This window comes from Micromonospora sp. SD19, from assembly GCF_054462275.1.
The window spans coordinates 903,364-930,363 of sequence record NZ_JBTLMN010000002.1 but is presented as its reverse complement, the minus strand read 5'-3'; the positions used below and the strand labels follow the sequence as shown (position 1 = coordinate 930,363).

The following is a 27,000-nucleotide window of genomic DNA, read 5'->3' as shown; positions in this document are numbered from 1 at the left end:
TGGGGCGCGGGTGGGGGCGCGGGGGTCAGTGGGGGTGGGTGTGGTGGTGGGTGGCCAGGACGTCGGCGCCGAAGTCGCTGGCGGGGCGGCGCAGCACCGTGTGCGCGTGGTTGCCGTCCGCTGTGGTGTTGTCGTACTCGATCAGCAGGTCGTCGCCCTGCACCCGGTAGTAGTGCCGCCGCCCGGGTTGGGTCGGGCCGGCCCAGGCGAAGTGCAGCGCGCCGGCGTCCAGTCGGGTCGCCTCCCGGATGGCCAGCTCGGGCGGCAGCCGGTCGAGGTAGAGGGCGACCACCTGGTCGAGCAGCGCGCGGCCGGTCGGTCCGAGCCGCCGCGCCGGTACGCCGAGCGGCTCCAGCGGCCCGTCGACCCGCCCACGGGTGGCGCTGATGATGTCCGCCGGCGCCTCGTCGGCGATGATGGCGGCGGCCCGTTCGGCCGGGCCCAGCGCGTCGAGCAGGGCGCGGGCCAGGTCCTCCTCGACGCCCAGTGGGCGGGAGACCGTCCGGCCGGCGTAGCGGACGGCGGCCGGGTTGGCGCCGAAGAAGATCGGCGCGGGGGAGACCTGACCGTCCACCACTGTCATGCTCACCGACAGGTGGTGGCCTTCGAGTCGCCACGCCCAGCGGTCGTCGCGCGCCGGGTCGCCGAACACGGCCACCCAGTAGTCGGCGCTGTGCCGCCCGCGCTGCCAGCCCTCGGCCCGGTCCAGCACCTCCTCCAGGGAGATGATGGCCATGGCCTGCGCGTACGCCGAGGGGCTGAGCGCGGTGGCCAGCAGCCGGTGCGCGGCCTTGCGGGCGGTGACGTCGAGGTCGGCGAGGCAGACGCCCGGTCGGGGGCGGGGCCGGTATTCCAGCCAGCGGCGGGCCGCCTCGTCGTCGAACGAGTGCGCGGCGCGCTCGCGGGCGGCGGGGTCGAGCGCGGTCAGCAGCGCGGTGCCGGCGGCCCGCATCTGCTCCGGCAGGGGATCTTCCACCGCCCCTGTATACCGCCAGGCCGGGCCGGTGTCAGCCGACGCGCAGCAGCTCGGTCATCTCCGGCAGGTCGAAGAAGCGCGCGGTTTCGAGGGCCGACGGGTTGCCGTGTGCCGGGTCGGCGCCGGCGGCGAGCAGCGCGCGGACCGCTTCGGTGCTGCTGCGGAAGACCGCCGCGGCCAGCGCGGTCTGACCCCGGTCGTTGGCCCGGGTGTGGTCGGCGCCGCGGCTGAGCAGGGCGGCCACCGTGTCCGGGTGGGCGTGGTACGCGGCGAGGATGAGCAGCGTGTCGCCCTTGTCGTTGGTGAGGTTGACCGGCAGGCCGGCGTCGAGTTGTGCCGCCAGTTCGTCGGTGGAGCCGGCCCGGGCCAGGTCGAACATCCGGTGCGCGAACGCCAGCGTCTCGGCGTCGAGGTCCTCGGTCACCGCCCCAGGTTAGTCGCACCGCTGCTGATAGGTTGCTCGGCCGGCGCGCTGGGGGAGGGATCCGATGGGTGAGACGGTGTACGTGGGCAACGCGGGTGTCGACGGCGCCACCAACGCCGGTTGGCTGCTCGGGCATTTCGCGCCGCCGGGAGAGATCCGGCACAGCACCGACGTCGAGGTGAAGTGGGGTGTGCATCCGCCCGGGCAGGCGCGGTCGCGGTGGGCGACCGGCGAGCTGCGCACCACGCTGCTCGTCCTCGTCGAGGGGTGTTTCCGGGTGGAGCTGCCGGACCGGACGGTACGGCTGGCCGCGCCGGGCGACTACGTGGTGTGGGCTCGTGGGGTGGACCATTCCTGGTTCGCCGAGAGCGCGTCGGTGGTGTTGACAGTGCGATGGCCGTCGTTGCCGGGCTACCGGGTGGACCCGCCCGTGCTGCGCTGATCGACCCGTGGGGCTGATCGGCGTCCCAACAGGCGGAATTACCTACTAAACCTATAGGCTTTGCCGTCTAGAGTACGAGGGCACCCCGCCGAACGACCCGCGAGGAACCGCCATGACGCACCACCGTCCGGAGCCCGACCTGCTCACCGTTGCCGCCGGGTGGGCCGACCCGGCCGGCTGGCCGGTGGCGCTGCGGTTCGACCCCGCCGAGCGCTGGTACGCCCGCCTCGCCGTCACCGACGAGCACGAGGTGTGGGCGCTGAGCTGGCTGCCTGGGCAGGGCACCGACCTGCACGACCACGGCGGCTCCTCCGGAGCGTTCCGGGTGGTCGCCGGCGTGCTCACCGAGGAGACGGTCAGCGCCGGCCGACTCCGCCCCCGACTGCTGCCCGCCGGTGCCGGCCGGCGCTTCGGCCCCCGGCACGTGCACCAGGTGACCAACCGGGGCGCGGACCCGGCGGTCAGCGTGCACGTCTACCGACCGGCACTGCTGCGCATGACCCGCTACCACCTGCGGGACGGTCGGCTGCGGGTCGCCGAGATCGCCGAGGCCGGCCGGTCCTGGTAGGTCGGCGCACCGAGATCCCCTGTCACCGGAAGGAACCGAGAATGCAGATGACCGCCGAGCACTGTCCCGCCCCCGTGCCGCCGCCGGGCTCCCGGGGCATCGACGAGATCCTGGCCGTCGCCCGGGCCCGGCTGCGCCGACTGGACCCGGAGCGGGCGCACCTGGCGTACCGGAGCGGTGCGCTGCTGGTCGACATCCGCCCGGCCGCCCAGCGGGCCGCGCACGGCGTGGTGCCGGGCTCGCTCATCGTCGAGCGCAACGTGCTGGAGTGGCGCTTCGACCCGCGCTGCCCAGCCCGGCTGCCGCAGGCCGTCGACTACGACGTACCGGTGGTGATCCTCTGCCAGGAGGGTTACACCTCGTCGCTGGCCGCTGCCGCGTTGCAGGACGTCGGCCTGCACCGGGCCACCGACGTGGTCGGTGGGTTCGCGGCCTGGCGGATCGCCGGCCTGCCCGCCCTCGGCCCGACCCCCCTGCACCACCGCGCACCCCACGCGTCCCCGGTCAACGCCGGCCGGACGCGCCGCTGACCGTCACGCCACACCCGGCGTGGCGGCCCACCGCCACTCAGGAGGCACCATGTCCGTCGTCGCCATCCCCACCCGCCGCCACCCTGGGGTACGCCCGGCCCGCCCGCGCACCGGCCCGACCCTGACCATCACCCTCGACCTCGCCCCGGGGCCGCTGAGCCCGCGGCTGGCCCGGCTGGTGCAGCTGCTCGGTGAGCTGGCCGAGTCGGGGGAGGGTCAACTGCGTGCCGTGCGGGACGCCACGCTGGGGCCGCACCCGGTCCCGCCTCCCGACGCCGCCGAGCCGTCCGCCGACGAGGACCATGTCCGCATCCTGGCCGGGTCGCGGACGGTCCGCCGGGGCGACCACGTCATCGCGCTGACGCGCATCGAGTACGAGCTGCTGCTGTTCCTGGCCGAGCGGCCGCGCCGGGTCTTCACGCGCCTGCAACTGCTCTCCAGCGTCTGGGGCTACGAGCACGCGGTGGCCCGGACTGTGGACGTGCACGTCCGTCGGCTGCGCGCCAAGCTGGCCGGCTCGGAGGTGATCACCACGGTCTACGGGGTCGGTTACCGGCTGGCCGACGCGGCGGCGATCAGCGTGGACCACAGCGGCTGAGCGCTGGTCCGGCGGCACGTGACCGGCCTGGTGAACCGGTCGGGGACCCCCGTATCGGGGCATCTCGGCGACTCTGCTGTAATCATCAGGCCTCGTACGCAGAGCGAGCATCTGGCTCCGATGTGTTCGTCAATTGTCACATTCATGCAACGCAGCCGCCTCTTGACCCTCGCCCAGGCGCCGGGAAGCATCGATGAAGCGGCGTCCCGGGCCGTGGGGAGATACCCGGACCAGCCCAAGGAGGACCATGTCGGTCAGCCCCGCCTCGTCGCGCGCCGGATGGCATACGTCCCAGCCCGCGGTGCCCGGTCGACCTCCCGGCGGGCAGCGTCGCCCGGCGAACACCGCCGCGCCCGTGCTCACCGTGACGCTGTCCATCCCGCTGGCCTGTGAGGAGTCGCTGACCCCGGCGGCACGGCGGCTGCTCGAGGCCGCTCGGGAGATGCTGGAACGGGGCGAAGGCGTGATCATCGGTTCGGTCCCGGCCGAACGCCGCCCCGACCAGGCGCCCGCCGCCCGGTCGGCGGCCCGCCCGATGAGCCCGACCATTCCCGCCCTGCACATCCTCGCGTCGTCGCGCTCGGTGCTGCGCGACGACGAGCCGCTGCCGTTGACCCGGCTGGAGTTCGACCTGCTGCTGCACCTGGTCGCGCACCCGCGTCGGGTGTTCACCCGGCTGCAACTACTCAACGCCGTCTGGGGCTACGAGCACGCCGGCGTGCGTACCGTCGACGTGCACGTGCGTCGGCTGCGCGGCAAGGTCGGCGTGGACGTTCCGCTGGTCACCACCGTCTACGGCGTCGGCTACCGCCTGGCCGACGACGCCCGGGTCACCATCGACCGCACCGGCTGACCGACGTCGCCGAGCCGCCCGGCGCGGGGCAGGATGGTCCGGTGCGCATCCGCCCCATCTCGCCCGACCTGCTCGTCACCGAGCTGACCGGTCGGCTGGCCGACGCGGCCACCCGCGTCGCGAGCGCCGCCGCCGGGCCCGCGCGGCTACGGGTGGCAGTGGACGGCGCTCCCGCCGCCGGCGCCGACGAACTGGCCGCGGCGCTCGTCGACCCGCTGCGCGCCCAGGGCCACCCGGTGCTGCACGTCCGCGCCACCGACTTCCTGCGCCCGGCGTCGCTGCGCTTCGAGTTGGGCCGCACCAACCCGGACTCCTTCTACGAGGCCTGGGTCGACGAGGCCGGGCTGCGCCGCGAAGTGCTGGACCCGGCCGGTCCGGGCGGCAGCGGCCGACTGCTCCCGTCGCTCTGGGACGCCGACGCCGACCGGGCCAGCCGCGCCCGCTACGTCGACCTGGCGCCCGGCGGCGTCGTCCTGGTCAGCGGCCCCCTGCTGCTCGGCGGCGGCCTGCCCTTCGACGTGACCGTCCACCTGGAGCTGTCCCCGGCGGCACTGCGCCGGCGTACCGAAGCAGCCCAGGAGTGGGCGCTGCCGGCCTTCGACAGGTACGCCGAGGAGGTCGTCCCGGCGAGCTTCGCCGACGTGGTGGTACGCGCCGACGACCCCCGCCGACCGGCGCTCGTGGAGCCCGACCAGGACGGCTGACAACAACCGAGAATCTGTCGGTTTGCGCGGCTGATCGGGCGGGTACTCGCCCGGCTCACAGAGCGCGGGTGATCGCCCGCGCACCGAACGCGACCGTGACCGAGGCCCCGTGCCGCCGGCATCCGGTTCAGCTTGAGGCAGAGGCCCAGAAAGGCAGGCAGCGATGCTCGTCCACGACACGGTCGGTACGACCCGGTCCCAGACGGAGATCGACCAGATCCGGCAGTCGCTCCAGGCGCGCTACGACGAGCTGACCGGCGAGTACGACCAGGCGGTGCTCCAGAGCCAGGTGCTGCGGCTGGTGGAGGTCGGCGACACCGCCGGCGACGACCAGGCCGACAGCGGCACCAAGACGGCCGAGCGGGACACCGCCCAGTCCCTGTTGCGCACCATCCTCGACCGCCGCGCCCAGTACGAGCACGCCCTCGGCCGGCTCGAGGAGGGCACCTACGGCTGGTGCGAGGGCTGTTCGGCGGCGATCCCGGTGGAGCGGTTGGAGATCTTCCCGTCCGCCACCACCTGCGTGACGTGCAAGCAGACGCGCGAGCGGCGGGCGGCCTGAGCCACGCCAGCGGTTGCCGGTCGGTCCGCGACGCGATGGACTGCACCAATGGGTGACATCCTGGTGGGCACCGCGTCCTGGACCGACCGCACACTGCTGGACTCGGGGTGGTACCCGCAGACCGCAGACACCCCGGAGAAGCGGTTGGCGTACTACGCCCGGCAGTTCCCACTCGTCGAAGTGGACGCCACCTACTACTCCCCGCCGGCCGAGGCGACCGCGCGGCTGTGGGCCGAGCGCACCCCGCCCGGCTTCACCTTCAACGTCAAGGCGTTCAGCCTGCTCACCGGGCACCCCACCCGGGTCAGCGCGCTCTACAAGGACCTGCGCCCCGAGACCGACAAGAAGAACGTCTACCCCGACGACCTGCCCGCGCAGTCGTACGAGGAGGTGTGGACGCGCTTCCTGTCCGCGTTGGACCCGCTGGTAGAGGCCGGCAAACTGGGTGCGCTGCTGTTCCAGTTCCCGCCCTGGTTCACCATCAAGCGGGCCAACAAGCAGTACCTGCTGGAGGTGGCGAAGCGCTGCGCGCCCCTGCGCCCGGTGTACGAGTTCCGGCACGCCTCCTGGTTCGACGGTGACAACGCCGACGAGACCCTGGCCTTCCTGCGCGAGCACCACCTGCCGTACGTGTGCGTGGACATGCCGCAGGGCCATCGTTCGTCGCTGCCGCCGGTGCTGGCCGCCACCGCGGACCTCGCGGTGATGCGTTTCCACGGCCACAGCGACAAGTGGACCAGCAAGGACATCCACGAGAAGTTCGGCTACCACTACTCCAAGCGGGAGTTGGCCGACTGGGCGCCGAAGCTGCGCGAGCTGGCCGACGAGGCCGGGCAGACCCACGTTCTCATGAACAATTGCTACCGCGACTATGCGCAGACCAACGCGAAGACCCTCGCCGGTCTCCTCGACGTGGACTGACCTCACCCGATTCGGGTGGTGCCGCATCACCCGCCGCGCGGCGAGGGTGGACGCGTGGGTACGGCCGTCCGCGGACGGTCGACGCCGGAGACGACACGGAGGTGACGGGGATGACGGTTCGACTGGTGACGGATCGACGGCGTGGTGCCGTCCTGCACGTGGTCGGCTCGGCCGACAACGCCCGGCGAGCACCGCAGGGCAGCCCGGTGCGGGCCCGCCGTGGGCCGGCGGGGCCGCCGCGCCGCGCCGATGACCGACGGTGGGACACCACGGAACGGGGGTCGACCAATGGCTGACTCGATGATCTCGGCGTTCGAGTCCTCGCTGGACAAGACGAACATCATTCTCAAGGACATCGAGGACGCCTACGGTTGGCCGAAGGAGCGACGCAACCAGTCGTACGCGGCCCTGCGCACGGTGCTGCACCTGCTGCGCGACCGGCTGCCGGTGAACGAGAGCGTGGAGTTCGCCCAGCAGTTGCCGGTGCTGGTCCGGGGCATCTACTTCGACGGCTGGGTGCCGTCGGACGTGCCGATCAAGCTCAACCGCGACGACTTCCTCTACGAGGTGCGGCAGGGCTTCCCGTACGACGCGGAGGGTGGCCCGGAGCGGGTGACGCAGGTGGTGCTGGACACGCTGCGCCGCCACGTCACCCAGGGTGAGTGGCAGGACGTGAAGGACACCATGCCCAGGGATCTCGCGGTGATGATGCCGTGACGGCCTGACAGCGTGGGCCCGCCCGACCGTCGTCGGGCGGGCTCAGTCGTCGGTGCCGGCTGCCTCGGCAGCGGTGGGCACCCGCGACACCGGGTGCCCGGCCCGGCGGGCCAGCGCGGCGAACGCGACAGCGTCCACGACCGCCGCGCCGCCCGGATCGTTGTTGAAATAGACGTACGCCGGCTCGTCCGGGCCGAAGTCGTCGGTCAGCCGGCGCACCCAGGACCGTAGCGCGGCGCGACCATAGCGGGGCCAGGGCCGCGCCCGCCCCTCGTGCAGCCGCAGGTAGCCGAAGTCGGTGGTGCGCCAGCGGGGGGCGACCGGCCGTCCGAGCCGGTCCGCCCACACCAGCGCGGCCCGACGCCGTTCCAGCACCGCCCGGGTGGCGTCGGTCCACCAGGAGGGGTGCCGGGGCTCGACAGCGACCCGCACCTGCGCCGGGAACAGTCGCAGCGTCGCGTCCAGCGCCTCGACGTCCGCCCGCAGGTTCGGTGGGAGCTGCAGCAGCACCGGGCCGAGCCGGTCACCGAGCGCGGTGGCCCGGTCGAGGAACCGGGCCACCGGTTCCGCCGGGTCGCGCAGTCGCTTGATGTGGGTGAGGTAGCGGCTCATCTTCACCGCCACGCAGAAGTCCGCCGGGGTCCGCGCCCGCCAGGCGGCGAAGGTGTCCCGCTCGGGCAGCCGGTAGAAGGCGTTGTTGACCTCGACAGTGGCGAACCCGGCCGCGAAGTGCTCCAGCCAGAGCCGCTGGGGCAGACCCCGCGGGTAGAAACGGCCGCGCCAGTCCCGGTACTGCCAGCCGGACGTGCCCACCACGATCACCAGCCCATCCTGGCACTCTGCGCCGCCGCTCGCGAACCGCCCGTGTCGCTCCGGTTCGGCGTCTACGGTGAGGGTTAGAGAAGATCGCGCGTGGGGTACCACCCGCAGCACGACGGACCCCGGCGCACGGCGGGGCGGCACACCCGAGGGAGTACCGATGGCACTCAACGATGACGACATGCAGACCACTGGCGGCGGCGGCGTGGAGGGCCCGGCCGACGGTGGCGCGACCCCCGGTCAGCACGACGGTGGTGCTGACGGTGGCGCGGAGGGTCCCGCTGACGGTGGTGCCACCCCGGGTCAGCACGACGGTGGCGCTGACGGCAGCGCGGAGGGTCCCGCCGACGGCGGTGCCACCCCGGGTCAGCACGACGGTGGCGCCGACGGCAGCGCGGAGGGTCCCGCCGACGGCGGTGCCACCCCGGGCCAGCAGGACGGTGGCGCTGACGGCAGCGCCCGGTAGCGGCACGCCATGACGTACCTCGACCCGCCGGGCGGCCACCACGGCCGCCCGGCGGTTCCGTCCGCCGAGGCCACCGCCGCGTTGGCCCGCTGCGTCTCGGTCGAACCGGCCAAGTTCGCCGCCGCGCACTGGGGGCACACCCCGCTGCTCTCGCGCGCCGCCGACCTGCCCGACCCGTCCGGCTTCACCGACCTGCTCAGCCCCGCCGACGCCGACGAACTGCTGAGTCGGCGCGGTCTGCGTACCCCGTTCCTGCGCGTGGCCAAGGACGGCCAGTTGGTCGCGGCGTCGCGCTGGACCGGCGGCGGCGGTGCGGGCGCCGAGATCGGCGACCAGGTCCTCGACGAGCGGGTCCTGGAGCAGTACGCCTCCGGGGCCACCCTGGTGTTGCAGGGTCTGCACCGGATCTGGCCACCGCTCGTCGACTTCGCCCGCGATCTGGGCCTCGCGCTCAACCAGCCGTTGCAGATCAACGCCTACCTGACCCCGGCCGGCAGTCAGGGCTTCGCCACCCACTACGACACCCACGACGTGTTCGTGCTCCAGGTCGACGGCCGCAAGCACTGGCGCATCCACCCGCCGGTGCTGCCCGACCCGCTGGAGAAGCAGCAGTGGGGTGGCCGCGCCGACGAGGTTGCCGCCACCGCACAGGGCCCGGCCGCGCTGGACGTGGTGCTCGCCCCCGGTGACGCCCTCTACCTGCCCCGGGGGTGGCTGCACAGCGCGCAGGCGCAGGACGCCAGCTCGCTGCACCTGACCGTGGGCATCCGCGCGCTCACCCGCTACGCCCTGGTCGAGGAGTTGTTGGCGCTGGCCGCCGAGGACCAGCGGCTGCGGGCCAGCCTGCCGTTCGGCACCGACGTCGCCGACCCGGACGCCATCGAGCCGGAGCTGACCGAGACCGTGGAGGCGTTGCGGGACTGGCTGCTGCGCGCCGACCCGGGCGCGGTCGCCGCGCGGCTGCGCCAGCGCGCCTGGCCGGCCGCCCGCCCGGCGCCGATCCGGCCGCTCGCCCAGGCCGACGCGCTGGCCACCCTGGACGCCGACTCCCGGCTCACCCTGCGGCCGGGCCTGCGCTGGCAGCTGGTGCCGCACGATCCGGAGACGGTGGCGGTGCGGCTTTTCGATCGCACCATCACCCTGCCGGCGAGCTGCGAGCCGGCCGCCCGCGCCCTGCTCACCGGCACCGTCACCCGGGTCGGTGACCTGCCGGGTCTACCCGACGACGCCGACCGGGTCACCCTGGCCCGACGGCTGCTCCGCGAGGCAGTACTCGTCCCGGCTCTGACCGGCTGATCGAGCGGTCCCGGCCGTGATCGAGCGGTCCCGGCCGTGATCGACTCGCTTTTCAGGAAGTCGCGGTGTCCGGGAGGCAGGGACAGCGCGGTTTCCAGGAAGCCGAGTCGATCACGACGGGGCGCGCACGGCGGGAGGCCCCGCGCCGGCGGGACCGCCGCACGCGGGGTCAGCGGCCGAGGACCAGCAGCAGCACGGTGGTCAGCAGACCGGCACCGAAGACCACGGTGATCGGCCGGGGACCGAGCACCGCGTGCCGGCGGTCGGCCAGCACCCGCGCCGGCACCAGACCCACCAGCGGGCCGAGCAGCGTCACCACCAGCGCCAGCACCGGCAGACCGACCGCCAGGTCGCCGCCGTAGCCGACACCGAGCGCGCGGGCACCGGCACCCAGCGCGTACGCCAGCACCCCGCCGGCCACCCCGCAGAGCGCCAGCAGCGGGTTGACCGAGCCCGGCAGCTCGCCCGGCTGACCGGCCCGGTCCAGCAGGTCGCGGGCCTTGGCGAGCAGCAGCACCGGGTCGGTGGCCCCGACGCCGTTGGCCGGGGCGGGCGGGCCGCCCAGGCGACGGGCGCCGAGGCGCGAACGCACCAGCTGCCACAGGTGGGCCACCTCGGCGTCGACCCGTTCCTGCAGCTCACGGGCGGCGACCAGCTCCTCCTCGGCGCTGCGGAGCTGCTCGGCCGCGTCGGCGACGGCCCGCTCGGCGGCGGCGCACTGCCGCTCGTGCCAGGTGTGCGCCTCGGCGCGCTGTTCGCGCACCCGCGCGGTGAGGTCGGCCAGCCGCCGCAGCTGCGCCGCGTACGTCTCGCTGGTCACCGGTTCGTTCATCGTGTCGGTCCATACGGGATGATCACCTGTCCGGTGCGGTGGACCGCCCGGTCGAAGAAGAGGCCCCGCCACGGGCGGGGATACCAGTCCGGGCCGCCGGTGCCCGGGTAAAGCGAGGAACCCAGCTCCCCGCCGTGCGCGTCCAGGGCCACCCACGCGCCGATCTGGTCCGTGCGGGCGGCCGGCCCACCCAGGTCGGCGCGCATCCGGGCGACACCCCGCCACCAGGCCAGCACGTGCGTGCGCCGCTCCGGCCCGTCGTGCAGGATCCGGCGCAGCTGCTCCAGACCGGTCCGCCGACCCGCCCGGACTGCCAGCGCGCCCGCTGCCGCGTCGACTGCGAACAACAGCAGGTAGTGCGGGCTCCCCGGGCCGCCGCTGAGCCCGTCGGCCGTCTCGGCCATCAGCTCGCCGACGGTCTCCTCGTCGTACCAGGCGGCGTCGTCGGCCAGGTCGTCGTAGAGGGCGCGGGCGACCGGGTCGGCGTCCGCGTCGAGGCAGGCGATGGAGAACCGGGCGGTGCCCGGCGGGTGCTGGCGGGCCAGCGACCGGGCCGCCGCGTCCAGCACCGCGCACGCCTCGTCGACCCGGGTGCCGAGCACCGCGAGGTTGCGGCCCGGGGCGCGCGGCAGCCGCAGCGCCGCCGAGCGGGACTGCACGTCGATGATCTCGCCGAGCAGCGCCACCGGGTTACGCGGCGCGCTCCCGTCCGGCGGCGCGGCCAGCGCCCGGAAGTCCGGGGCGTCGCCCAGCCGGGGGATCGCGTCGCCGTCGAAGAGCCGGGCGGGCGCCGCGTCGGGGGCGCGCATCCGCCACAGCCGGTGCTGCAACCCGCTCCAGGTCTCCCAGTCGCTGGCGGACGGGATGCGGGCGACCTCGTTGCCCTCCACCATGCCCGACTCCGCGTTGACCACCGCGTGCCAACGCGGCAGGGACTGCGCGGCGTCGTTGCGCTCGGCGAGGATGCGCAACGCCTTGGGCAGGGCGATGCGCAGGGTGAACTGGGCGACCAGCGCGGGACGGCCCCACAGCGCCTCGATGCCCCGTACGTCCTGCGAGGCGAGGACCAGGTGGATGCCCTGGGACCGGCCGCGCCGGGCCAGGTCCTCCAGCAGGTCGGCCGCCTCCCGGGCGACCACGTCCCGGCCGGCCAGCAGCATCTGGAACTCGTCCACCACCGCGACGATGCGGGGCCAGTGCCCGGTCGGGTCGACCGCGCGCAGCTCGGCCAGCTTGGTCACCTCGTGCTTCTTGGCCGCGTCGGCGCGTCGGCGCAACTCCTCGGCGAGGAAGCGCAGCAGCGCCAGCCCGAACTCCCGGTCGGTGTTGACGTTGATGCCGACCAGGCGCATGTGCGGCAACCAGCTCGGGTCGCGCCGGCCCTGCGCGAACCGCGCGAAGGAGACCCCCTCCTTGAAATCCAGCAGGTAGAACTCCAGCTCGGCGGGGGAGTAGCGGGCCGCCAGGGCGCCGATCCAGGCGAAGATCAGGTTGGTCTTGCCGGTGCCGGACGGCCCACCGATCAGCGCGTGCGGTGGATAGTCGCCCAGCGTCACCCGCACCGGCCGGCCGTGCGGGCCCTCACCGATCGGCGCGGTCAACCCGTCGGCGGAGTCCTCCCGCCACATCAGCTCGGGCGGGGGCAGCAGGTCGGTGAAGGGGGTCGGCGGCGGGCCCGCGTTCACCCGGGCGGCCACGTCCCGGCAGGTCTCGGTGACCAGCGTCGCCGGTGGCGGTGGGTCCAGCCGGACCGGCAGCCCGGCCGAACCGCCGATCCGCGCGCCGGACGCTTCGGCCACCACCCGGGTCACCGTCGGGTCCTCCGGCAACGGCGCACCGTGCACCACCAGGTGTACGCCGCAGGCGGCGCCGGCACGCACCACCCGGTCCAGTTGCCCGCGCTCGTGCCGGTTCAGCTCCTCCCCGCCGAGCAGCACCGCCACCCGCCACGGTTCGGGTCGTCGGCCGGTCGCCGCCGCCAGTTCGCGCAGCGACGCGTACTCCCCGGCGAGGACCGTCTCGTTGATCCGGCGGATCTGCTCCACCAGGTCGTCCAGCAGCGGACCCAACCCGCCCGGGCCGACGAAGGTGAGCAGCCCCGCCGTGCCCAACGGGGCGAACCCGGCCAGACCACCGCCGAGCTGGTCCGGGTCGTACCCGATCAGTCGTACCGCCCCGGGGTCGGCGCGACCGACGGCCCGCAGCAGCAACGCGGCCACCACCGCGTCGCAGCCGGCGCGGTCGTTTCCGGAGAGGTGGACGTGCCCGGCGTCGAGCAGCGGCACCAGCGCGGGCACCGGGTCGACGCCGTCGATCCCGACCGTGCCGACCCGCAGCGCGCCGGGCGGCTCGGCCCGGCGGGCGGGCGTCGGCGCCCACCCGGCCCAGTCGGCCCCCGCGCAGCCGGGGGCCTCCTGCCGGGCCGCGTCGGCGGCCCGCCGGGCCAGCTCCGCGATCCGGGCCGAGTAGCGGGCGTCGATCTCGGCGATGCGGCGGTCGCGTTGGGCGCCCACCCGCTGCGGTACGGCGGCGGCCGCCCGCTGGACCCGGGCCAGTCGTTCCCGGCCGGCGGTCAGCTCGGCGTGGGCGGCGGACAGCCGGGTACGGGTGGCGCCGAGCGCCTCGGCGAGGGTGTCCCGGACCCGGCTGGCCAGCTGACCGCGCCGGTCAGCCATCAGAGCCCCGACGCGTCGGCGCGTCCCGCCACGGGCTGCCCGAGCGCGGGGGTGGCCCGCCGGGGCGCGGCGACAGCCCGTCCGGGCGCGGCGGCAGGCCACCGGAGCGCTGCGCGGCGGGCGTGCCCGGCCGCTGCACCGCACCGCCGGGGCGGGGAACCCCGACCGCTGGCCGTCCGGTCCCACCCGGTCGCTGCGCGCCCGCCGGTTGCCCGGTGCGCGCCGGTTGTCCCGCGTCGCCTCGCGGACCCGCGCCCGCCGGTTCTCTCGCGCCGCCGGCTTCTCTCGCGCCGCCGGCCGGCAGGTCCCGCCCGAGGCGGGCGAGCAGCAGCCCGGTCGCCACCCCGGCGGTCACCGCGGAGTCGGCGGCGTGCGGTGGCTCCCCTGAGGAGCGCGGCGGCGGCATCCGGCACACCCGGGTCAGCAGCGTCTCCAGCACCGGCGCCGGCAGCCCGGGCAGCAGGTCACGGACGCGCCCGTCCAACTCGCCGCGCAGCCGACCGAGGTCGCTGGCGCGGGGTGGGTGACCGAGCAGCTCACCGGCCAGCTCGCGCAGCAGCGGTGGCGCCAGCGCCGCCATGCCCAGCCCCACGTCGGCGGAGGCCCGGCGCAGCTCCGTGCGGAGCCGGTCCCGGTCGCCGGAGCGGACCCCACCCGCCACCCGGCGCAGCAACTCCTGGGAGTCGCCCACCCGCTCGTCGGGTTCGTCGTCGGTGCCCTCGCGCCCGCCGGTCAGCTCGGCCACCCGCACCGACCACCAGCGGCGCATCCGCACCTGCTCGGCCGGCTCCGGTGCCACGGCGGTCGGCCCGGCGGCCGGTGGCGTGTCGTGTCGGGGAGCGCGTTGCTCGGGTCGGGGGGCCGGGCCGCCGTCCGCGCCGAGCCCGATCGCCGTCAGGTAGGCCGACAGCTGCTCCTGCGCCACCCGCAGCGCGTAGCCGGCGCTCTCGGCGTGCTCGGTGGCGGCGGACAGCTCGGGCACCCCCATCGGGTTGGCCGACTCCTGTCGTACCCAGCGCAGCCGCTCCGCGGCCAGGCCGAGCTTCTCCAGCGCCTGCCCGAGCAGGGCGTGCGGGAACTCCTCGGTGGCGGCACGGACCTGCCCGCCGACATCCTCGATGATGGACATGACGGCCTACAGGGTGGAGACGTAGAGCTGCGCCTGCTCCACCGCGACAAGTGTCGCGGCGAGACACTCCTCCAGCTCCTGGCTGGCCTGGGTCAGCGAGGCCTGGGCCGCCTCGACGGTCTCGTGCCCGCTGCCCTCCAGCGCCCCGGCCAGGGTCTGCTGGGCCTCGGACAGTTTCTCGCCGGCCGCCTGCACGGCTGTCTGTCCGTCTCCGATCTGTTGGAGGGCGACATCGATGGCAGCCTTCAGCTCGGCGACGCTCGCCACGGCGAAACCTCCTGGGGGCGGGGAGATCTCCATTAGAGCCTATCGGCGGTCGGGAAAGAACATCCGCCCTGTCGGTGTTCCTGCCCGCCTGTCCGGAAGGCCCTCGGAAGTGCCGGGAGTCCGATCTGTGGGAGTCCCAGTGCGAGAATTTCTCAGTTGCTGGTCGGGTTCTCGCGAAGCCAGCGCGGCCCGTACACCTCCGCGCCCAGCGCCGTCACCCGCCCGCGCAACTCCCGGTCGGCGGTGACCACCAACCGACGACGCCGCGGCTCCGCCTCCACCAGCTCGACCACCGTGTCGTCGCCGGAGCCGGCCGCGGAGACCACCCGTACGCCCTCGGTGCCCGGCACGTCCCGCGCAGCCCCCTCGACCACCAGGACCACCTCCACCGGGGCGGGCAGCCGGGCCGGTAACCCGACGGTCGCCACCGGGGCGAGCGAGTCGCGCAAGCGGGCCGCGGCACCGGCACGGTCACGCCACCACCCGTTCGGGCGGGAGCCGACCACGTTGGCGCCATCCACGATCAGCAGCGGGGTCTCATCCATCCCGCCAGCCTGCCACCACCCGGCGGCAGTGGCCCGACGCCACTCCCGGAATGCCGGTGCACCGCCACCTGCGGCGTTTGTCGGGGCGCGCGCCGGGTAGCCCCTGCCGACCGTGCCGAGCCCTACCGCGGAGGACAGACATGATGGGACCCGGTGACATCGGCTCCGACCCGTGGGACGAATTCCTGGCCAGGTACTTCGGCCGGGGCGAGGGAGGGCGCCGACCGCCGCACCGGGTCGACATCACCCGACTGATGACGGCCGACGCCCGGGAGATGCTGGCCGACGCCGCCCGACGCGCCGCGCAACGGCACAGCAGCGACCTGGACACCGACCACCTGCTCTGGGCGGCGCTGCAACGCGAACCGCTGCGCGACCTGGTACGCCGGGCCGGGGCCGACCCGGACACCCTGCTCAACGCCCTCGGCGGAAAGGGTGACGGCGCGCCGCGCGGGGAGGTGCCGCCCAACCTGTCGTTGACCCCAGCCGCCAAGCGGGCGCTGCTCGACGCCCACCAGCTGTCCCGGGCGATGGGCGCCAACTACATCGGCCCGGAGCACATCCTGATGGCGCTGCCGCTCAACCCGGAGTCACCCGCCGGGCGGATGCTGGCCGCCGGCCGGATCCAACCCGAGTCGTTGCAGGCCGCCAACGCCGAGCGCGGGCCGATGGCCGGGCCGAAGCCGGACCGCGGCACCCCCACCCTGGACCAGTACGGGCAGGACCTCACCGACCTGGCCCGCAACGACCAGATCGACCCGGTGATCGGGCGCGCCGACGAGATCGAGCAGGCGGTGGAGATCCTGTCCCGGCGTACCAAGAACAACCCGGTGCTGATCGGCGAGGCCGGCGTCGGCAAGACCGCCATCGTCGAGGGGCTGGCCGAACGGATCTGCGACGGCGACGTACCGCAGACCCTGCTCGGCAAGCGGGTCGTCCAACTCGACCTGGCCGGCCTGGTCGCCGGCACCCGCTACCGGGGCGACTTCGAGGAGCGGCTGAAGAAGGTGATCGACGAGATCCGGGCGCACCGGGACGAGCTGATCATCTTCATGGACGAGATCCACACCCTGGTCGGTGCCGGCGGCGCCGGCAGCGAGGGCGGGATGGACGCGTCCAACATGCTCAAACCCGCCCTCGCCCGCGGTGAGTTGCGGGTGATCGGCGCGACGACGCTGGACGAGTACCGCAAGAGCATCGAGAAGGACGCCGCCCTGGCCCGACGCTTCCAGCCGGTGCTGGTGCCCGAGCCCAGCGTCGACGACACCATCGCCATCCTGCGGGGGCTGCGCGACCGGTACGAGGCCCACCACCAGGTGCGCTTCACCGACGAGGCGCTGGTCGCCGCCGCCGAGCTGTCCGACCGCTACGTCACCGACCGGTTCCTGCCGGACAAGGCGATCGACCTGATCGACCAGGCCGGCGCCCGGGTGCGGTTGCGCACCCGTACCCCCGCGTCCGACGTGCGGGAGCTGGAACAGGAGCTCGACGAGGTACGCCGGGACAAGGAACAGGCGGTCACCGACGAGCAGTACGAGCGGGCCTCCGCGCTGCGTGACCGGATCGCCGAGCTGGAACAGCAGATCCGCCAGGCCAACGGCGAGGACGGGATGTCCTCCTCGCAGGTGCCCGAGGTGGGCCCGCAGGAGATCGCCGAGGTGGTCTCCCGGGCCACCGGCATCCCGGTCAGCCAGCTCACCGAGGAGGAACGCGACCGGCTGCTGCGCCTGGAGGGTCACCTGCACCAGAAGGTCGTCGGTCAGGACGACGCGGTCACCGCGGTCGCCGAGGCCGTCCGCCGCTCCCGGGCCGGGCTGGCCGACCCGGAGCGGCCGATGGGCAGTTTCCTGTTCCTCGGCCCGACCGGTGTCGGCAAGACCGAGTTGGCGCGGGCGCTGGCCGAGGCGTTGTTCGGCGAGGCGGACCGGATGGTCCGGGTGGACATGAGCGAGTTCCAGGAACGGCACACGGTCAGTCGGCTGGTCGGCGCGCCGCCCGGATACGTCGGCTACGAGGAGGCCGGCCAGCTCACCGAGGCGGTGCGTCGCCGCCCGTACGCGGTGGTGCTGCTCGACGAGATCGAGAAGGCCCACCCGGACGTGTTCAACATCCTGCTCCAGGTGCTCGACGACGGGCGGCTCACCGACAGCCAGGGTCGCACCGTGAACTTCAAGAACACCGTACTGATCATGACGAGCAACCTCGGCTCCGAGCTGATCACCGGCGCCCAACGCTCGGTCGGCTTCGGCACCGGGGACGTGGGCAGCGAGCAGGAGAGCAACGAGCTGCGGGAGCGGCTCATGCGCCGGCTGCAGGAGAACTTCCGCCCGGAGTTCCTCAACCGCATCGACGAGGTCATCATCTTCCGCCGGCTGGAGGCCGAGCAGCTGCGCGACATCACCGCGCTGCTGCTGGAGGAGACCCGCCGCCGCATGCACGCCCAGGACCTCCAGGTGGAGTTCACCACCGCCGGCATCGACTGGCTCGCCGAGCACGGCTACCAGCCGGAGTTCGGCGCCCGCCCGCTGCGCCGGGTGATCCAGCGGGAGGTGGACAACCACCTGTCCCGGATGCTGCTGGAGTCGGCGATCTCGCCCGGACAGAAGGTCACCGTGGACGTCCGCGACGGCGCGCTCACCTTCGACGTGACAGCGGGCGAGCGGGGGTACACCGCCGCCACGACCACCCACCCGCGATGAGCGGGCCGGCGCGAAGGGACGACCACGAGGACCCGCACGAGCCCGCGGAGGCCGCGAAACCCCGGGACGAGGACGACGAGCATCCCGACCCGATCCTGGCGCCGCCCACCGCCAATCCCCGCCGGACACGGGTGCCCGCGGAGGGCCTGCATCCGAAGACCGACCAGGACGACCCGGAGACGTCCGGGCCGCCACCCGAAGAGGAGACCTGATGGTACGCGAAGCGCGGCTCGACCCCGAGGTGGAAGTGCTCTGGGAGGACTTCCACGCCGAGGTCAACGTCCCGTCGGAGCAGCTGCGGACCTGGCTGCTGACCCGGGGTTCGGGGGAGGACTCGTTCGGCCCGAACCCGAACCTCGACCTGCCCCAACCGGGCCGGGAGATCCTCAAGGTGCTCAACAAGCGCAAGGTGGACCTCACCCCGGAGGACATCGAGGTGATGCGGGAGGCGGTCGAGCGCATCCGCGAGCTGATGGACGCCAAGCCCTCGCGCGGCAACGCCGACGACACCTGGCGGCACTCCCTGCTCGACCTGGGGCACGACCCGCTCGTCGAACGCTGAACGAAGCTCACCCACGACGGTGCCGTCCCGAGCCGGGGACGGCACCGTCGCGGTGGTGCTACTGACCCTTGTCGGACTCCAGGCTGCCGATGGTCAGGCCCGCCGCGTCGGCGGCGGCGTCCCGGTCACCGCGGGTCTGGTCCTCCCGGGTGAGCAGGTTCGCGTACTCGGTCACGTCGGCCGGGTCAGGCACCGTCGGCAGGCGGCGCAGGAACGCCTCCACCGCACGGGTGGCGGCGGTGTGCGCGGCAGCCGCCTGGCGCAGCAGTTCGCGGTCGTCGGCGGGCGGGTAGAGGTCGGTCATGTCCGCCAGATACCCGGCCCACGGCGGTTCGCACCGCCAGCGGCCGGGAATACCGGCAGCTCAGCCCGGTCGGACCCCGGTGGGTTGCCGTACGCCGAACCCCGGGTTGCGCGGCAGCCAGGCCAGGTACGCCGGATGCGGCGCCAACGAGTCGACGTACGCCGCCTTCGCCGTCTCCAGCACCAGCTCCGCGCCCTGGGCGGCGGGGGAGTCCGGATGCCAGCCGAGCAGCAGCCGCCACCGCAGCGGCGTCCCGGCGAGTTGTCGGGTGACCAGGCCGCTCACCGGGCGGAACGTCGCCTGGCACAGGGCCACCGCCACGCCGGCCTCCACCAGGTCGACGCAGCCGCGGATGTCGGTCTCGTACACCTTGCGGGGGGTGAAGCCGGCGCGGGCGCAGGCGGCGGCGAAGCAGTCGGCGAAGCAGCCGTCGCCCGGCGCGGCGACCCACTGCTCGTGGCGCAGGTCCGCCAGGCGTACCTCGTCCTGCGCCGCGAGGGGATGGGTCTCCGGCAGCAGCACCAGCACCGGGTCGACGGCCACCTCCTGCCAGCTCAACCCGAACCCGGCCGACGGGCTGGCGTCGCCACACACGCCGGCCAGCGCGAAGTCCAGTCGACCGCCGGCCACCAGCTGCGCCAACTCGTCGACCGACCAGGACGCGTACGTGGTGATCTGGGCCGGCGGCTGCTCGGCGGCCAACCGGTGCACCAGCCGGCCCAGGATCGGGCTGTTCACCCCGCCGAAGCGGTAGCACGGCGGCGCGTCGCCCGCCCCGGCCAGCCGGGCGGCCTCGTCCTGCAACCCCTTCATCGCCGGCAGCAGCACCCGGGCGCGGGCCAGCACCAACTCACCGAGCGCGGTGGGCCGGGCCCCACGCCGGTCCCGGTCGAACAGCGGGCCGCCCAGCGTCCGCTCGATGCGTTGAAGCTGGGCGGTGAGCGCTGGCTGGGCCAGGCCGAGCGCCGACGCCGCCTTCGTCACACTTCCCGTCTCCGCGATCGCGCAGACCACCCGCAGGTGACGCAGCTCCAGGTTCATAGGGTGACGGTAGGACTACGGGGTCTGCTGGCGGAATAGCCCGAGCGGATCGGTGATAATGAATGCATTGCCGGCGGTCGCCGATCACTGCTCGCGCGGTGCCTCCGGCAGGTCCGCCAGGTACGTCGGGCGTCCGGTCACCGCGTCGAGGACCTTGTCCACCACCCCGACCGCCGGCTCCACGATCCGGTTCCACGGTGGGGTGGCCGGCGTGCCCGGGTGCGGTCGGGTCGGCGCGGCCTCCTCGGCGATCTCCAGCCGGTTGCCGAGCCGGATCAGCTCCTCCTCGGTGGCCACCGCGCGCAGCTCGGTGATCAACCCGCCCACCCCGTCGACGTGCCGGCGAACCCGTTCGGCGACCTCCGTCAGCGACTCGTCGGTGAGCCCCTTCAGGGCGCCGAGCAGCGCCGCATCGGCGTTGATCTCCGCGTCCACCCGCTCGGTGGCCGTCGGCAGCGCCGCCCGGACCGCCGGCAACAGGTACTGCTCCTCGGCGGACAGGTGCCGCGACAGTGCGGCGGTGAGCACCGCCAGCCCCTCCTGTGGCGTGCTGTCCGGGCCGGCCAGCTGATCCAGCAGCGCCAGCAGTTGCCGGTGCTCCCGGTCCACGATGTCGGCGATGCTGCTACCGGCGGGCCGGTAACCCTCCTCGGGCGCGGGCGTGGGCGGCAGCGGCGGCAGGGGAACAGCGGACATGGTGCCCTCCTCGACTGGCGGGCGGAAGCTCCGGCAGGGACGTACGGTCGTCGGCGGCGGTACCCGAACGCGGCCACGGCGAAACCGACCCGTCGATGCGTCCACCCGCGCCGGCCTGTCCACCGGCTCGGGCTGGTATGAAGAGGCGATGACGAGCGACGCCGCCTCCGCCCGACCCGACCCCACCGCAGAGGTCGTGGACCTCTGCCGCGACCTGCTGCGCATCGACACCACCAACACCGGTGACAACGACACCAGCGTCGGCGAGCGCCGCGCGGCCGAGTACGTGGCGGAGAAGCTCGCCGAGGTGGGCGTGGAGTCCGTCCTGCACGAGTCCGCGCCGGGCCGAGCGAACGTGGTGGCCCGCATCCCGGGCACCGACCCGAGCCGGGGCGCGCTGCTGGTGCACGGCCACCTGGACGTGGTGCCCGCCGACGCCGACGAGTGGTCGGTGGGCCCGTTCTCCGGCGAGCTGCGCGACGGCTACCTGTGGGGCCGGGGCGCGATCGACATGAAGGACTTCGACGCGATGGTGCTCGCCGTGGTCCGCCACTGGCAGCGCACCGGCGTACGGCCCCCGCGCGACATCGTGCTCGCGTACACCGCCGACGAGGAGGCCGGCAGCGACTACGGCGCGCGCTTCCTGGTGGAGAACCACCGCGACCTCTTCGACGGCTGCACCGAGGCGATCGGTGAGGTCGGCGGCTTCTCCTACTCGGTCAACGACAACCAGCGGCTCTACCTCATCGAGACCGCCGAGAAGGGCATCGACTGGCTGCGGCTGCACGCCAAGGGTCGCCCCGGGCACGGCTCGATGGTGCACGACGACAACGCCGTCACCGCGCTCGCCGAGGCGGTCGCCCGGATCGGCCGGCACCGCTTCCCGGTGGTGGTCACCGACACCGTGCGGGCCTTCCTGACCGAGGTCTCCGACCTGCTCGGCATCGAGTTGGACCCGGACGACCCGGAGACGGCCATCGCCAAGCTCGGCCCGATCGCCAACATCATCGGCGCGACCATCCGCAACACCGCCAACCCGACCCGGTTGAGCGCCGGCTACAAGGACAACGTCATCCCCGGCCGGGCCACCGCCACCATCGACTGCCGCAGCCTTCCCGGCCAGTCCGAGCTGCTGGAGCGGCAGCTGCGCGAGCTGGTCGGCCCGGACATCGCGATCGAGTACGTCCAGCGGCAACCGGCGCTGGAGACCACCTTCGACGGTGACCTGGTCGAGGCCATGTCGGCGGCCCTGCGGGCGGAGGACCCGGGGGCGCGGCCGGTTCCGTACATGCTCTCCGGGGGCACCGACGCCAAGGCGTTCTCGCAGCTCGGCATCCGCTGCTTCGGGTTCGCCCCGCTCCGGCTGCCCGCCGACCTGAACTTCTCGGCGTTGTTCCACGGCATCGACGAGCGCGTTCCGGTGGACGGACTACAGTTCGGCGTGCGGGTTCTCGACCGGTTCCTCCGCACCTGCTAGTCGTGTCCGGCCCTGTCCGCCGGCGCGCAATCTCCCCATCGTGAAGGGACTGCCCCACATGACCGACCAGCATGGTGAGCTGGACGCCGCTCTCGAGCGGGTGATCGAAGCGGCCCGCCACCACCTGGCCGCCGTACGCGCCGCCCAGGGCCGCGTCGACGACGACGACGTCTGGCAGGCGTACGTGGCGTTGAACAACGCCTCCTTCGCGTACGACGAGCGGCTGCTCGACGCCTTCGGCGAGGTGACGCCGTGGGATGTCGACTCGATCGACCCGGACGAGGCCGACGAGCGTTTCGGCGGCGGCGAGGGCGCCGAGGCCAGCGACCCGCACCCCCGGGTGATCTCGGTTCGTCAGCGTCGCGACTACCGGGTGCCGAGCGTCTCCGCGCTGCTGCGGGCGGCCGAGGCGGCCCGTCGCGAAGGCACCCCTGAGGACGACGAGCCGGCTCCGGTGGAGGGCGTCGGCGAGGCGGTGCTGGAACTGCTGCAGAGCGGTGACGGCTCGCTCGGCGCGTTGGACGTCCCCGAGTTGGAACCGCTCGACGGGGTGGTCATGGTCAGTGAGGTCGGCACCCCGGTCGACCTGGAGTCGTTCGACGACGACGACGCTGTCGGCCCGTTCCAGCCGGCGGCCGACGACCGGCTGGTCGGTCGGCTCGACGAGCACCCGTTCCTGGAGCTCGACGACGACCACGACCACGCCGGGCACCAGCACTAGGCAGGGTGCCGCCCGGGGCCGAACCCGGCCCTGGGCGGCACCGCCCGGTCGTCAGTACGACAGGCCCGGCTGCGGCTGGTTGATCCGCCGACGGCGCAGCACCACCTGGCGCGTGCCGTCGCGGTACAGCCGCACCCGGGCCAACTCCCATCCGGAGAACTCCGCCTGGATCGCCAACTGCGCCGCGGCGGTCAACCGGTCGACGTTCGGCGGCAGCCGCAGCGGCGCGTACTCGTAGTCCATGCCATCCATGCTGCCCAGCCCAGCGGCCGTTCGCCACCCCCTCCCGAGTGACCAACGACGCCCCCGGGGCGGTTCGTGCCGCCCCGTGCCCCTCTCCCGCCGATCGAGCGGTTCCGGTTGCCGGAATGGGCGAGAAGCCCGCTGTGCCACGACAGCAAGCGCAAGATCGCCGAAGAGGGCCTCGGGGCGTTAGTTCGTGGGGAGGTTGGCGCTCAGGAGAGCGGTGAGGGCTGGCGCGGCCAGGGCTACCGCCCGGGTGCTGCCCGGGTCGACCGCCAGCCCCCAGGACGGGTCCGGCCAGTCCTCGAACAACTCGACGCACGGCAGCGCGATGAACGGCACCCCGTCGCCGGTGAACGCGGCGAGCGCCCCGGGCGAGGTGAAGACCGGCAGCAGCGGCGCGCCGGTCGCGTCGCCGATGACCGCCCACGGGAAGTCGGCATCCGGCGTCGGTTCCCCGGCCAGCGGGACGCACACCGTGGCGCCGGCCAGCACGGCGAGATAGCCGGGCAGGTCACGCCGGTCGGCCGCCGCCGCGAGCACCGCCACCACCGCCGGCTCCGCCACCCCGGCGGGTGCCGCCGCAGCTGGCGTCGGCCCGGCGGGTGCCGCCTCGGCTGGTGTCGCCCCGGCGGGTGCCGCCCCGGCCGGTGTCGGCTCGGAATGGATCACAGGGACCCGTGCGGACCCGACCGGTGCGGACCCGACCGGTGCGGACCCGACCGGTGCGGGCCGGTCGGGCGTCGATCGCGTGGCCGGGCCTGGCCGGGCGGCCGGCGGCACCGCCCGGCAGGAGAGCGCGCCGGGCTCGTTGGTCAGCACCTCGGCGGCGGTACGGGTCACGAAGACACTGAGCCGTTCCAGCTGCTCCGGGGTGCGCGGCGCCTCGTACCACCAGCCCTCGTCCCCGCTCGGGCGGTGCCAGCCGAGCGCGGCCAGGCGGGCGTGGTCGGGGCCGGGGCAGACCACCCGTACCACCTGGCGGCGCACCAGCAGCCGGATCCCGCGCGGACCCGCGGTGAGCTCCAGGTCGGTGTCCCGGTCGCAGCGGGCCACGGTGTCCCGCAGCCGGGCGGCGATCTCCGGCCAGGTCGGCGACGGCGACGTCACGCCGGTGCACCCGGCAGGCGGTCGTCCAGCCGTCCGAGCCGGGCCACCGTCTCCTCCAGCCGGCCCAGCGCCGAGAAGTCTCCCGGCGTGCCGAACAGGTCGCCGAGCCCCGCGCCGAGCGCGACGTCCAACCCCTCGGTGTGCTCGTCGACGTGCGCGGAAGCGACCTCGCGAGCCCGCCGGTACGCCTCCAGCACCAGTTCGGCCACGCCCTCCGTGCCGGCGCGCAGGGCGGCGGGCGCGAGGGTGAGGCCGGTCAGCGCGCCGGTGGCGTCGACTGTCGCCGAGACCAGTCCACTCTCGTCGGCGGCGGTGCCGGACAGGTCGGCCAGATCGTCGCGGAGGCCGGCGAACCGGCGCTCGATGTCGGCGATCCGCCCGGCGAGCGCGTCGAACGCCGACGTCGGGTCCGTCATGAGATTCCTCCCCGTGGATCGTGCGACCGGGTGGTGCCCGGCGGCCGGGAGATCGTATCGTCGGTGCGCTCGACTCATGGGGGGAGGAACGGCATGGCACCGGATATCGATGTGGACGTGCTGGCGGTCCGTCGACTGGAGACAGCCGCCAAGCAGGTCGCCAGCTCGCTCGCCGCGCTGGAGGGGCAGATCGTCTCGGCCGGCGACGTGCCGTCGGACGCGTTCGGTCATCTGCCGTTCGCCAGCGACATGCTCCGCGACAAGTACACCGAGCAGGTCACCGGCGGCAAGGAGCTGTTCGCCGCCGCGAACGCCGCGTTCGGCCGGGTCGCGAAGGCGCTGGCCGACACGGTCGAGGCGTACGAGGTCAACGAACGGGACCTGGACGCCGGGTTCAAGGCCATCCAGGCGGGACTGCCCGGATGAGCGGCCCGGCTGGCAGCGCCGTTCAGCTGTGGAACGGTCTCGACAGCGCGCTCTCCGGTGTGCAGGACGCCGTCGACAGTGTCTGCCGGACCCTGGCGTGGCCGCTGATCCAGCTCGTCGACCTGGTCGACGGTGAGCCCGCCGTGTTGCGCGCGAAGGCCGCCGAGTGGGACGCGCTGGCCACCCAGGTGCGCGACCTGGCGCAGGGCCACCGCGGCACCCGGGAGTCCGCGCAGGTCGGGTGGCGCTCACCCGCCGGTGTGGCGTACGGCCAGCGGTTGGCCGATGTGGAGCAGCAGCTCCTCGACGTCGCCGAGCAGTTCGCCGCGACCGCGGAGTACCTGCGCAGTGTCGCCGACGGCCTGCAGACCGTGCACGACGTGCTCGTGGACCTCTGCGTGGAGTTCGTCAACTTCCTGCTGGTGACGCTGGTGACGGCGTTGCTGATGGCGCCGGTCACCATGGGCGCGTCCTGGGCGGCCGGGGTGGGCGTGGCCGTCACCAGGGGCCTGATCGTGGTCACCCGGATGCTGAAGGTCATCCGGCCGCTCGCGGTGCACCTGCAGAAGGTCATCCGCCTGCTCCAGCGGGTCCTGCTGTACCTGCGCAAGCTGCGGACGCACCTGGACAAGCTGGTCGACATGCAGAAGGCGCTGCGCACCGGCAAGAAGTACGCCGACAAGCGCCGCGCCGCCGGCAAGCTCGACAAGTGGCACCACAAGTTCCTCGACCCCACCAAGGGCACCTACAAGCTGGGCAAGTCCGGTTCCCCGTTCGACATGGGCGCCCTCGACCGGGCCGCCGCGTTGCGGGCGCACGGGGTCGCCGACGGCGCCCGGGTGATCGCCCGGGACTGGGCGACCAACCTGCCGTGGAACGTGCCGAACTCGGTCGTCCACGGTGTCACCTGGGGAACTGTCGCGTTGACCAGCGGGCTCTCCGTTCCCGGCAGCGAGCAGGTCGGCGACCAGATCGACCAGGCGGTGCAGAGCGGCGCGGACTGGATCGACCAGAATGTCTTCGGGCAGCCGCCGGCAGACCAGCCGGCGGGCCGCTAGGGAGGCGACGGGTGATGTCAGGGGAGCGCGGGCGGCTGGGTCGGTTCACCGACGCGGTGCTCGGCGGCGCGCGGGCCGCCCGGGACAAGGCCCGCGAGCTGCGCGACGAGTTCCGCACCAGCGACGAGCCGGAGCGCGCCCTGGTGGCGCCGCTGCTGACCGGGCAGGAGCTGCGGTACGTGGGGCTGGGGCCGGTGCGCATGTCGCAGACCCACCAGGCCGGTCGGCAGCTCGCCGACGACGTCGGCGCGGAGCTGGCCGACGCGCTCGACCCGAAGGTGCTGTTCGGGCTGCTCAACATCGTCAACCCGGTGGTCTGGGTCGACGCGGTGCTCACGCCGGTGCGGCTGGCCGCTGGTGTGCTGATGCTGCCCGGCAGCGCCGGCGTCCTCGCCGCCGGTGTGTCGGAGTCGGCAGCGCCGGAGCCGAACCTGCCGCAGCAACCCGTGCAGCGGGAGCCGATCCCGCTCACCGAGGAGCAGGAGGCGTTCCGGGCGTTGTTCCGGCTGAGCCAGTACCGTCCGCTGGCCGAGCAGCTCGCCGAGATCGCCTACCGCCGCCGGTACGTCTTCAGCGGCGACCTCGCCACCCTCGCCGGCAGCCTGCTGCTGTTCCTGGAGCGCTACAGCGGCACGCCGCTGGCGGTGACCGACACCCACCTGCACCTGCTGCGGATGGGCCCCCGCCCGGACGCCGACCGGCCCGACCGGCGTCAGCCGCGGGTGCTGTGGAGTGTGCGCCGCGACCGGGTGATCCGGGTCGACTCCGAGCGGGGTGCGAGCGGCCTCGTGCAGCTCGCCTCCACCGTCTTCTTCGACGACGGCTCGTGGATCCGGCTCACCCAGCCGGCGCTGCGCGACGACCAGTCGCGTTTCCTGACCGCGATCCAGGACCTCCCCGGCAACCGCCCGACGCCGTGACCC

General features: G+C 73.9%; 34 protein-coding genes. 20 read left to right on the top strand and 14 right to left on the bottom strand.

The window, feature by feature from the left end; genetic code table 11:
• Positions 1 to 25: 25 nt before the first annotated feature.
• A complete protein-coding gene (locus ACX27O_RS11490) occupies positions 26 to 976 on the bottom strand; it encodes a DUF3500 domain-containing protein (protein WP_458939384.1) in 951 nt (316 codons plus the stop codon).
• A 31-nt stretch (positions 977 to 1,007) separates the two neighbouring features.
• Positions 1,008 to 1,355 carry an ankyrin repeat domain-containing protein gene (locus ACX27O_RS11485; RefSeq protein ID WP_400446865.1) on the bottom strand — a complete coding sequence of 116 codons (348 nt, stop codon included), beginning with the start codon at positions 1,353 to 1,355 and terminating at the stop codon, positions 1,008 to 1,010.
• Between the two features lie 109 nt (positions 1,356 to 1,464).
• On the opposite strand from ACX27O_RS11485, the gene ACX27O_RS11480 reads away from it, so the two are divergent.
• The 10 genes from ACX27O_RS11480 (at position 1,465) to ACX27O_RS11435 (ending at position 7,295) form a co-directional block, all read left to right on the top strand.
• Positions 1,465 to 1,842: a signal peptidase I gene (locus tag ACX27O_RS11480; protein ID WP_030332718.1), complete on the top strand. Its 378-nt coding sequence runs from the start codon at positions 1,465 to 1,467 to the stop codon at positions 1,840 to 1,842.
• 112 nt (positions 1,843 to 1,954) lie between these two features.
• Positions 1,955 to 2,410: a cysteine dioxygenase gene (locus ACX27O_RS11475; RefSeq protein WP_210863130.1), complete on the top strand. Its 456-nt coding sequence runs from the start codon at positions 1,955 to 1,957 to the stop codon at positions 2,408 to 2,410.
• 41 nt (positions 2,411 to 2,451) lie between these two features.
• The gene (locus ACX27O_RS11470; protein WP_387220993.1) at positions 2,452 to 2,940 is read left to right on the top strand and encodes a rhodanese-like domain-containing protein; all 489 of its coding nucleotides are present in this window, start codon (positions 2,452 to 2,454) and stop codon (positions 2,938 to 2,940) included.
• 49 nt (positions 2,941 to 2,989) lie between these two features.
• The gene (locus ACX27O_RS11465; RefSeq protein WP_387220996.1) at positions 2,990 to 3,538 is read left to right on the top strand and encodes a winged helix-turn-helix domain-containing protein; all 549 of its coding nucleotides are present in this window, start codon (positions 2,990 to 2,992) and stop codon (positions 3,536 to 3,538) included.
• 247 nt (positions 3,539 to 3,785) lie between these two features.
• Positions 3,786 to 4,391, top strand: a complete 606-nt coding sequence (locus ACX27O_RS11460) for a winged helix-turn-helix domain-containing protein (protein WP_030332725.1) — start codon at positions 3,786 to 3,788, stop codon at positions 4,389 to 4,391.
• A gap of 41 nt (positions 4,392 to 4,432) precedes the next feature.
• Positions 4,433 to 5,095 carry a nucleoside/nucleotide kinase family protein gene (locus tag ACX27O_RS11455; protein WP_030332727.1) on the top strand — a complete coding sequence of 221 codons (663 nt, stop codon included), beginning with the start codon at positions 4,433 to 4,435 and terminating at the stop codon, positions 5,093 to 5,095.
• Between the two features lie 163 nt (positions 5,096 to 5,258).
• Positions 5,259 to 5,657, top strand: coding sequence for a TraR/DksA family transcriptional regulator (locus ACX27O_RS11450; RefSeq protein ID WP_030332729.1), 399 nt, complete (start codon positions 5,259 to 5,261; stop codon positions 5,655 to 5,657).
• 48 nt (positions 5,658 to 5,705) lie between these two features.
• Positions 5,706 to 6,578: a DUF72 domain-containing protein gene (locus tag ACX27O_RS11445; protein ID WP_210859558.1), complete on the top strand. Its 873-nt coding sequence runs from the start codon at positions 5,706 to 5,708 to the stop codon at positions 6,576 to 6,578.
• Between the two features lie 110 nt (positions 6,579 to 6,688).
• Positions 6,689 to 6,874 (top strand): hypothetical protein, encoded by a 186-nt coding sequence (locus ACX27O_RS11440; protein ID WP_030332733.1) that lies wholly within the window; start codon positions 6,689 to 6,691, stop codon positions 6,872 to 6,874.
• Complete coding sequence (locus ACX27O_RS11435; RefSeq protein WP_030332735.1) at positions 6,867 to 7,295, top strand: DUF2267 domain-containing protein; 429 nt, start codon at positions 6,867 to 6,869, stop codon at positions 7,293 to 7,295. Before ACX27O_RS11440 ends, ACX27O_RS11435 begins: the two co-directional genes overlap by 8 nt.
• Positions 7,296 to 7,337: 42 nt before the next feature.
• Here the strand turns inward: ACX27O_RS11435 and ACX27O_RS11430 are convergent, their stop codons facing one another.
• Positions 7,338 to 8,117: a DUF72 domain-containing protein gene (locus ACX27O_RS11430; RefSeq protein ID WP_458939383.1), complete on the bottom strand. Its 780-nt coding sequence runs from the start codon at positions 8,115 to 8,117 to the stop codon at positions 7,338 to 7,340.
• Between the two features lie 157 nt (positions 8,118 to 8,274).
• Between ACX27O_RS11430 and ACX27O_RS11425 the strand changes: the two genes are divergently transcribed.
• A complete protein-coding gene (locus ACX27O_RS11425) occupies positions 8,275 to 8,580 on the top strand; it encodes a hypothetical protein (RefSeq protein WP_030332739.1) in 306 nt (101 codons plus the stop codon).
• A gap of 9 nt (positions 8,581 to 8,589) precedes the next feature.
• Positions 8,590 to 9,876, top strand: coding sequence for a cupin domain-containing protein (locus tag ACX27O_RS11420; protein WP_458939382.1), 1,287 nt, complete (start codon positions 8,590 to 8,592; stop codon positions 9,874 to 9,876).
• 169 nt (positions 9,877 to 10,045) lie between these two features.
• Here the strand turns inward: ACX27O_RS11420 and ACX27O_RS11415 are convergent, their stop codons facing one another.
• From ACX27O_RS11415 to ACX27O_RS11395, 5 genes are all read right to left on the bottom strand, one after another.
• Entirely contained in the window at positions 10,046 to 10,708 is a 663-nt protein-coding gene (locus tag ACX27O_RS11415) for a hypothetical protein (protein WP_210859554.1), read from the bottom strand.
• A complete protein-coding gene (locus tag ACX27O_RS11410; RefSeq protein WP_210865907.1) occupies positions 10,705 to 13,383 on the bottom strand; it encodes an FtsK/SpoIIIE domain-containing protein in 2,679 nt (892 codons plus the stop codon). Before ACX27O_RS11410 ends, ACX27O_RS11415 begins: the two co-directional genes overlap by 4 nt.
• Positions 13,376 to 14,512, bottom strand: coding sequence for a hypothetical protein (locus ACX27O_RS11405; RefSeq protein WP_458939381.1), 1,137 nt, complete (start codon positions 14,510 to 14,512; stop codon positions 13,376 to 13,378). The genes ACX27O_RS11410 and ACX27O_RS11405 overlap by 8 nt, the downstream gene beginning before the upstream one ends.
• Positions 14,513 to 14,518: 6 nt before the next feature.
• Entirely contained in the window at positions 14,519 to 14,779 is a 261-nt protein-coding gene (locus ACX27O_RS11400; protein WP_030332749.1) for a hypothetical protein, read from the bottom strand.
• Positions 14,780 to 14,931: 152 nt separating this feature from the next.
• Positions 14,932 to 15,324, bottom strand: coding sequence for a PIN domain-containing protein (locus ACX27O_RS11395; RefSeq protein WP_030332751.1), 393 nt, complete (start codon positions 15,322 to 15,324; stop codon positions 14,932 to 14,934).
• Between the two features lie 140 nt (positions 15,325 to 15,464).
• Between ACX27O_RS11395 and ACX27O_RS11390 the strand changes: the two genes are divergently transcribed.
• The 3 genes from ACX27O_RS11390 to ACX27O_RS11380 are packed head-to-tail and all read left to right on the top strand — an operon-like array spanning position 15,465 to position 18,585.
• Entirely contained in the window at positions 15,465 to 18,023 is a 2,559-nt protein-coding gene (locus ACX27O_RS11390) for an ATP-dependent Clp protease ATP-binding subunit (protein ID WP_030332753.1), read from the top strand.
• A complete protein-coding gene (locus tag ACX27O_RS11385) occupies positions 18,020 to 18,235 on the top strand; it encodes a hypothetical protein (RefSeq protein ID WP_030332755.1) in 216 nt (71 codons plus the stop codon). The genes ACX27O_RS11390 and ACX27O_RS11385 overlap by 4 nt, the downstream gene beginning before the upstream one ends.
• Positions 18,235 to 18,585: a DUF3140 domain-containing protein gene (locus ACX27O_RS11380; protein ID WP_030332757.1), complete on the top strand. Its 351-nt coding sequence runs from the start codon at positions 18,235 to 18,237 to the stop codon at positions 18,583 to 18,585. Before ACX27O_RS11385 ends, ACX27O_RS11380 begins: the two co-directional genes overlap by 1 nt.
• 58 nt (positions 18,586 to 18,643) lie before the next feature.
• Here the strand turns inward: ACX27O_RS11380 and ACX27O_RS11375 are convergent, their stop codons facing one another.
• The 3 genes from ACX27O_RS11375 to ACX27O_RS11365 all read right to left on the bottom strand — a co-directional run bounded on the left by ACX27O_RS11375 (position 18,644) and on the right by ACX27O_RS11365 (position 20,626).
• Complete coding sequence (locus ACX27O_RS11375) at positions 18,644 to 18,889, bottom strand: hypothetical protein (protein WP_030332759.1); 246 nt, start codon at positions 18,887 to 18,889, stop codon at positions 18,644 to 18,646.
• 60 nt (positions 18,890 to 18,949) lie between these two features.
• On the bottom strand, positions 18,950 to 19,930 hold the full coding sequence (locus ACX27O_RS11370) for a LysR family transcriptional regulator (protein ID WP_030332761.1): 981 nt from the start codon (positions 19,928 to 19,930) through the stop codon (positions 18,950 to 18,952).
• Between the two features lie 84 nt (positions 19,931 to 20,014).
• The gene (locus tag ACX27O_RS11365; protein ID WP_030332763.1) at positions 20,015 to 20,626 is read right to left on the bottom strand and encodes a hemerythrin domain-containing protein; all 612 of its coding nucleotides are present in this window, start codon (positions 20,624 to 20,626) and stop codon (positions 20,015 to 20,017) included.
• 148 nt (positions 20,627 to 20,774) lie between these two features.
• Between ACX27O_RS11365 and ACX27O_RS11360 the strand changes: the two genes are divergently transcribed.
• Both ACX27O_RS11360 and ACX27O_RS11355 read left to right on the top strand, forming a co-directional pair.
• Entirely contained in the window at positions 20,775 to 22,103 is a 1,329-nt protein-coding gene (locus ACX27O_RS11360; protein WP_030332765.1) for a M20/M25/M40 family metallo-hydrolase, read from the top strand.
• Positions 22,104 to 22,161: 58 nt separating this feature from the next.
• Entirely contained in the window at positions 22,162 to 22,824 is a 663-nt protein-coding gene (locus tag ACX27O_RS11355) for a hypothetical protein (protein ID WP_030332766.1), read from the top strand.
• Positions 22,825 to 22,875: 51 nt separating this feature from the next.
• On the opposite strand, the gene ACX27O_RS11350 is transcribed toward ACX27O_RS11355, so the two are convergent.
• The 3 genes from ACX27O_RS11350 to ACX27O_RS11340 all read right to left on the bottom strand — a co-directional run bounded on the left by ACX27O_RS11350 (position 22,876) and on the right by ACX27O_RS11340 (position 24,593).
• Positions 22,876 to 23,067 carry a DUF5703 family protein gene (locus tag ACX27O_RS11350; RefSeq protein ID WP_030332768.1) on the bottom strand — a complete coding sequence of 64 codons (192 nt, stop codon included), beginning with the start codon at positions 23,065 to 23,067 and terminating at the stop codon, positions 22,876 to 22,878.
• Positions 23,068 to 23,256: 189 nt separating this feature from the next.
• Positions 23,257 to 24,177, bottom strand: a complete 921-nt coding sequence (locus ACX27O_RS11345) for an SseB family protein (protein WP_458939380.1) — start codon at positions 24,175 to 24,177, stop codon at positions 23,257 to 23,259.
• Entirely contained in the window at positions 24,174 to 24,593 is a 420-nt protein-coding gene (locus ACX27O_RS11340) for a YbaB/EbfC family nucleoid-associated protein (protein ID WP_210865910.1), read from the bottom strand. The genes ACX27O_RS11345 and ACX27O_RS11340 overlap by 4 nt, the downstream gene beginning before the upstream one ends.
• A 93-nt stretch (positions 24,594 to 24,686) precedes the next feature.
• Here ACX27O_RS11340 and ACX27O_RS11335 point away from each other — a divergent pair, with 93 nt between their 5' ends.
• From ACX27O_RS11335 to ACX27O_RS11325, 3 genes are read left to right on the top strand one after another with little or no spacing between them, the layout of a single operon-like run.
• Positions 24,687 to 25,019 carry a hypothetical protein gene (locus tag ACX27O_RS11335; RefSeq protein ID WP_167337304.1) on the top strand — a complete coding sequence of 111 codons (333 nt, stop codon included), beginning with the start codon at positions 24,687 to 24,689 and terminating at the stop codon, positions 25,017 to 25,019.
• A complete protein-coding gene (locus tag ACX27O_RS11330) occupies positions 25,016 to 26,077 on the top strand; it encodes a WXG100 family type VII secretion target (RefSeq protein WP_030332776.1) in 1,062 nt (353 codons plus the stop codon). The genes ACX27O_RS11335 and ACX27O_RS11330 overlap by 4 nt, the downstream gene beginning before the upstream one ends.
• A 14-nt stretch (positions 26,078 to 26,091) precedes the next feature.
• Complete coding sequence (locus tag ACX27O_RS11325; RefSeq protein WP_458939379.1) at positions 26,092 to 26,997, top strand: hypothetical protein; 906 nt, start codon at positions 26,092 to 26,094, stop codon at positions 26,995 to 26,997.
• Positions 26,998 to 27,000: the final 3 nt, after the last annotated feature.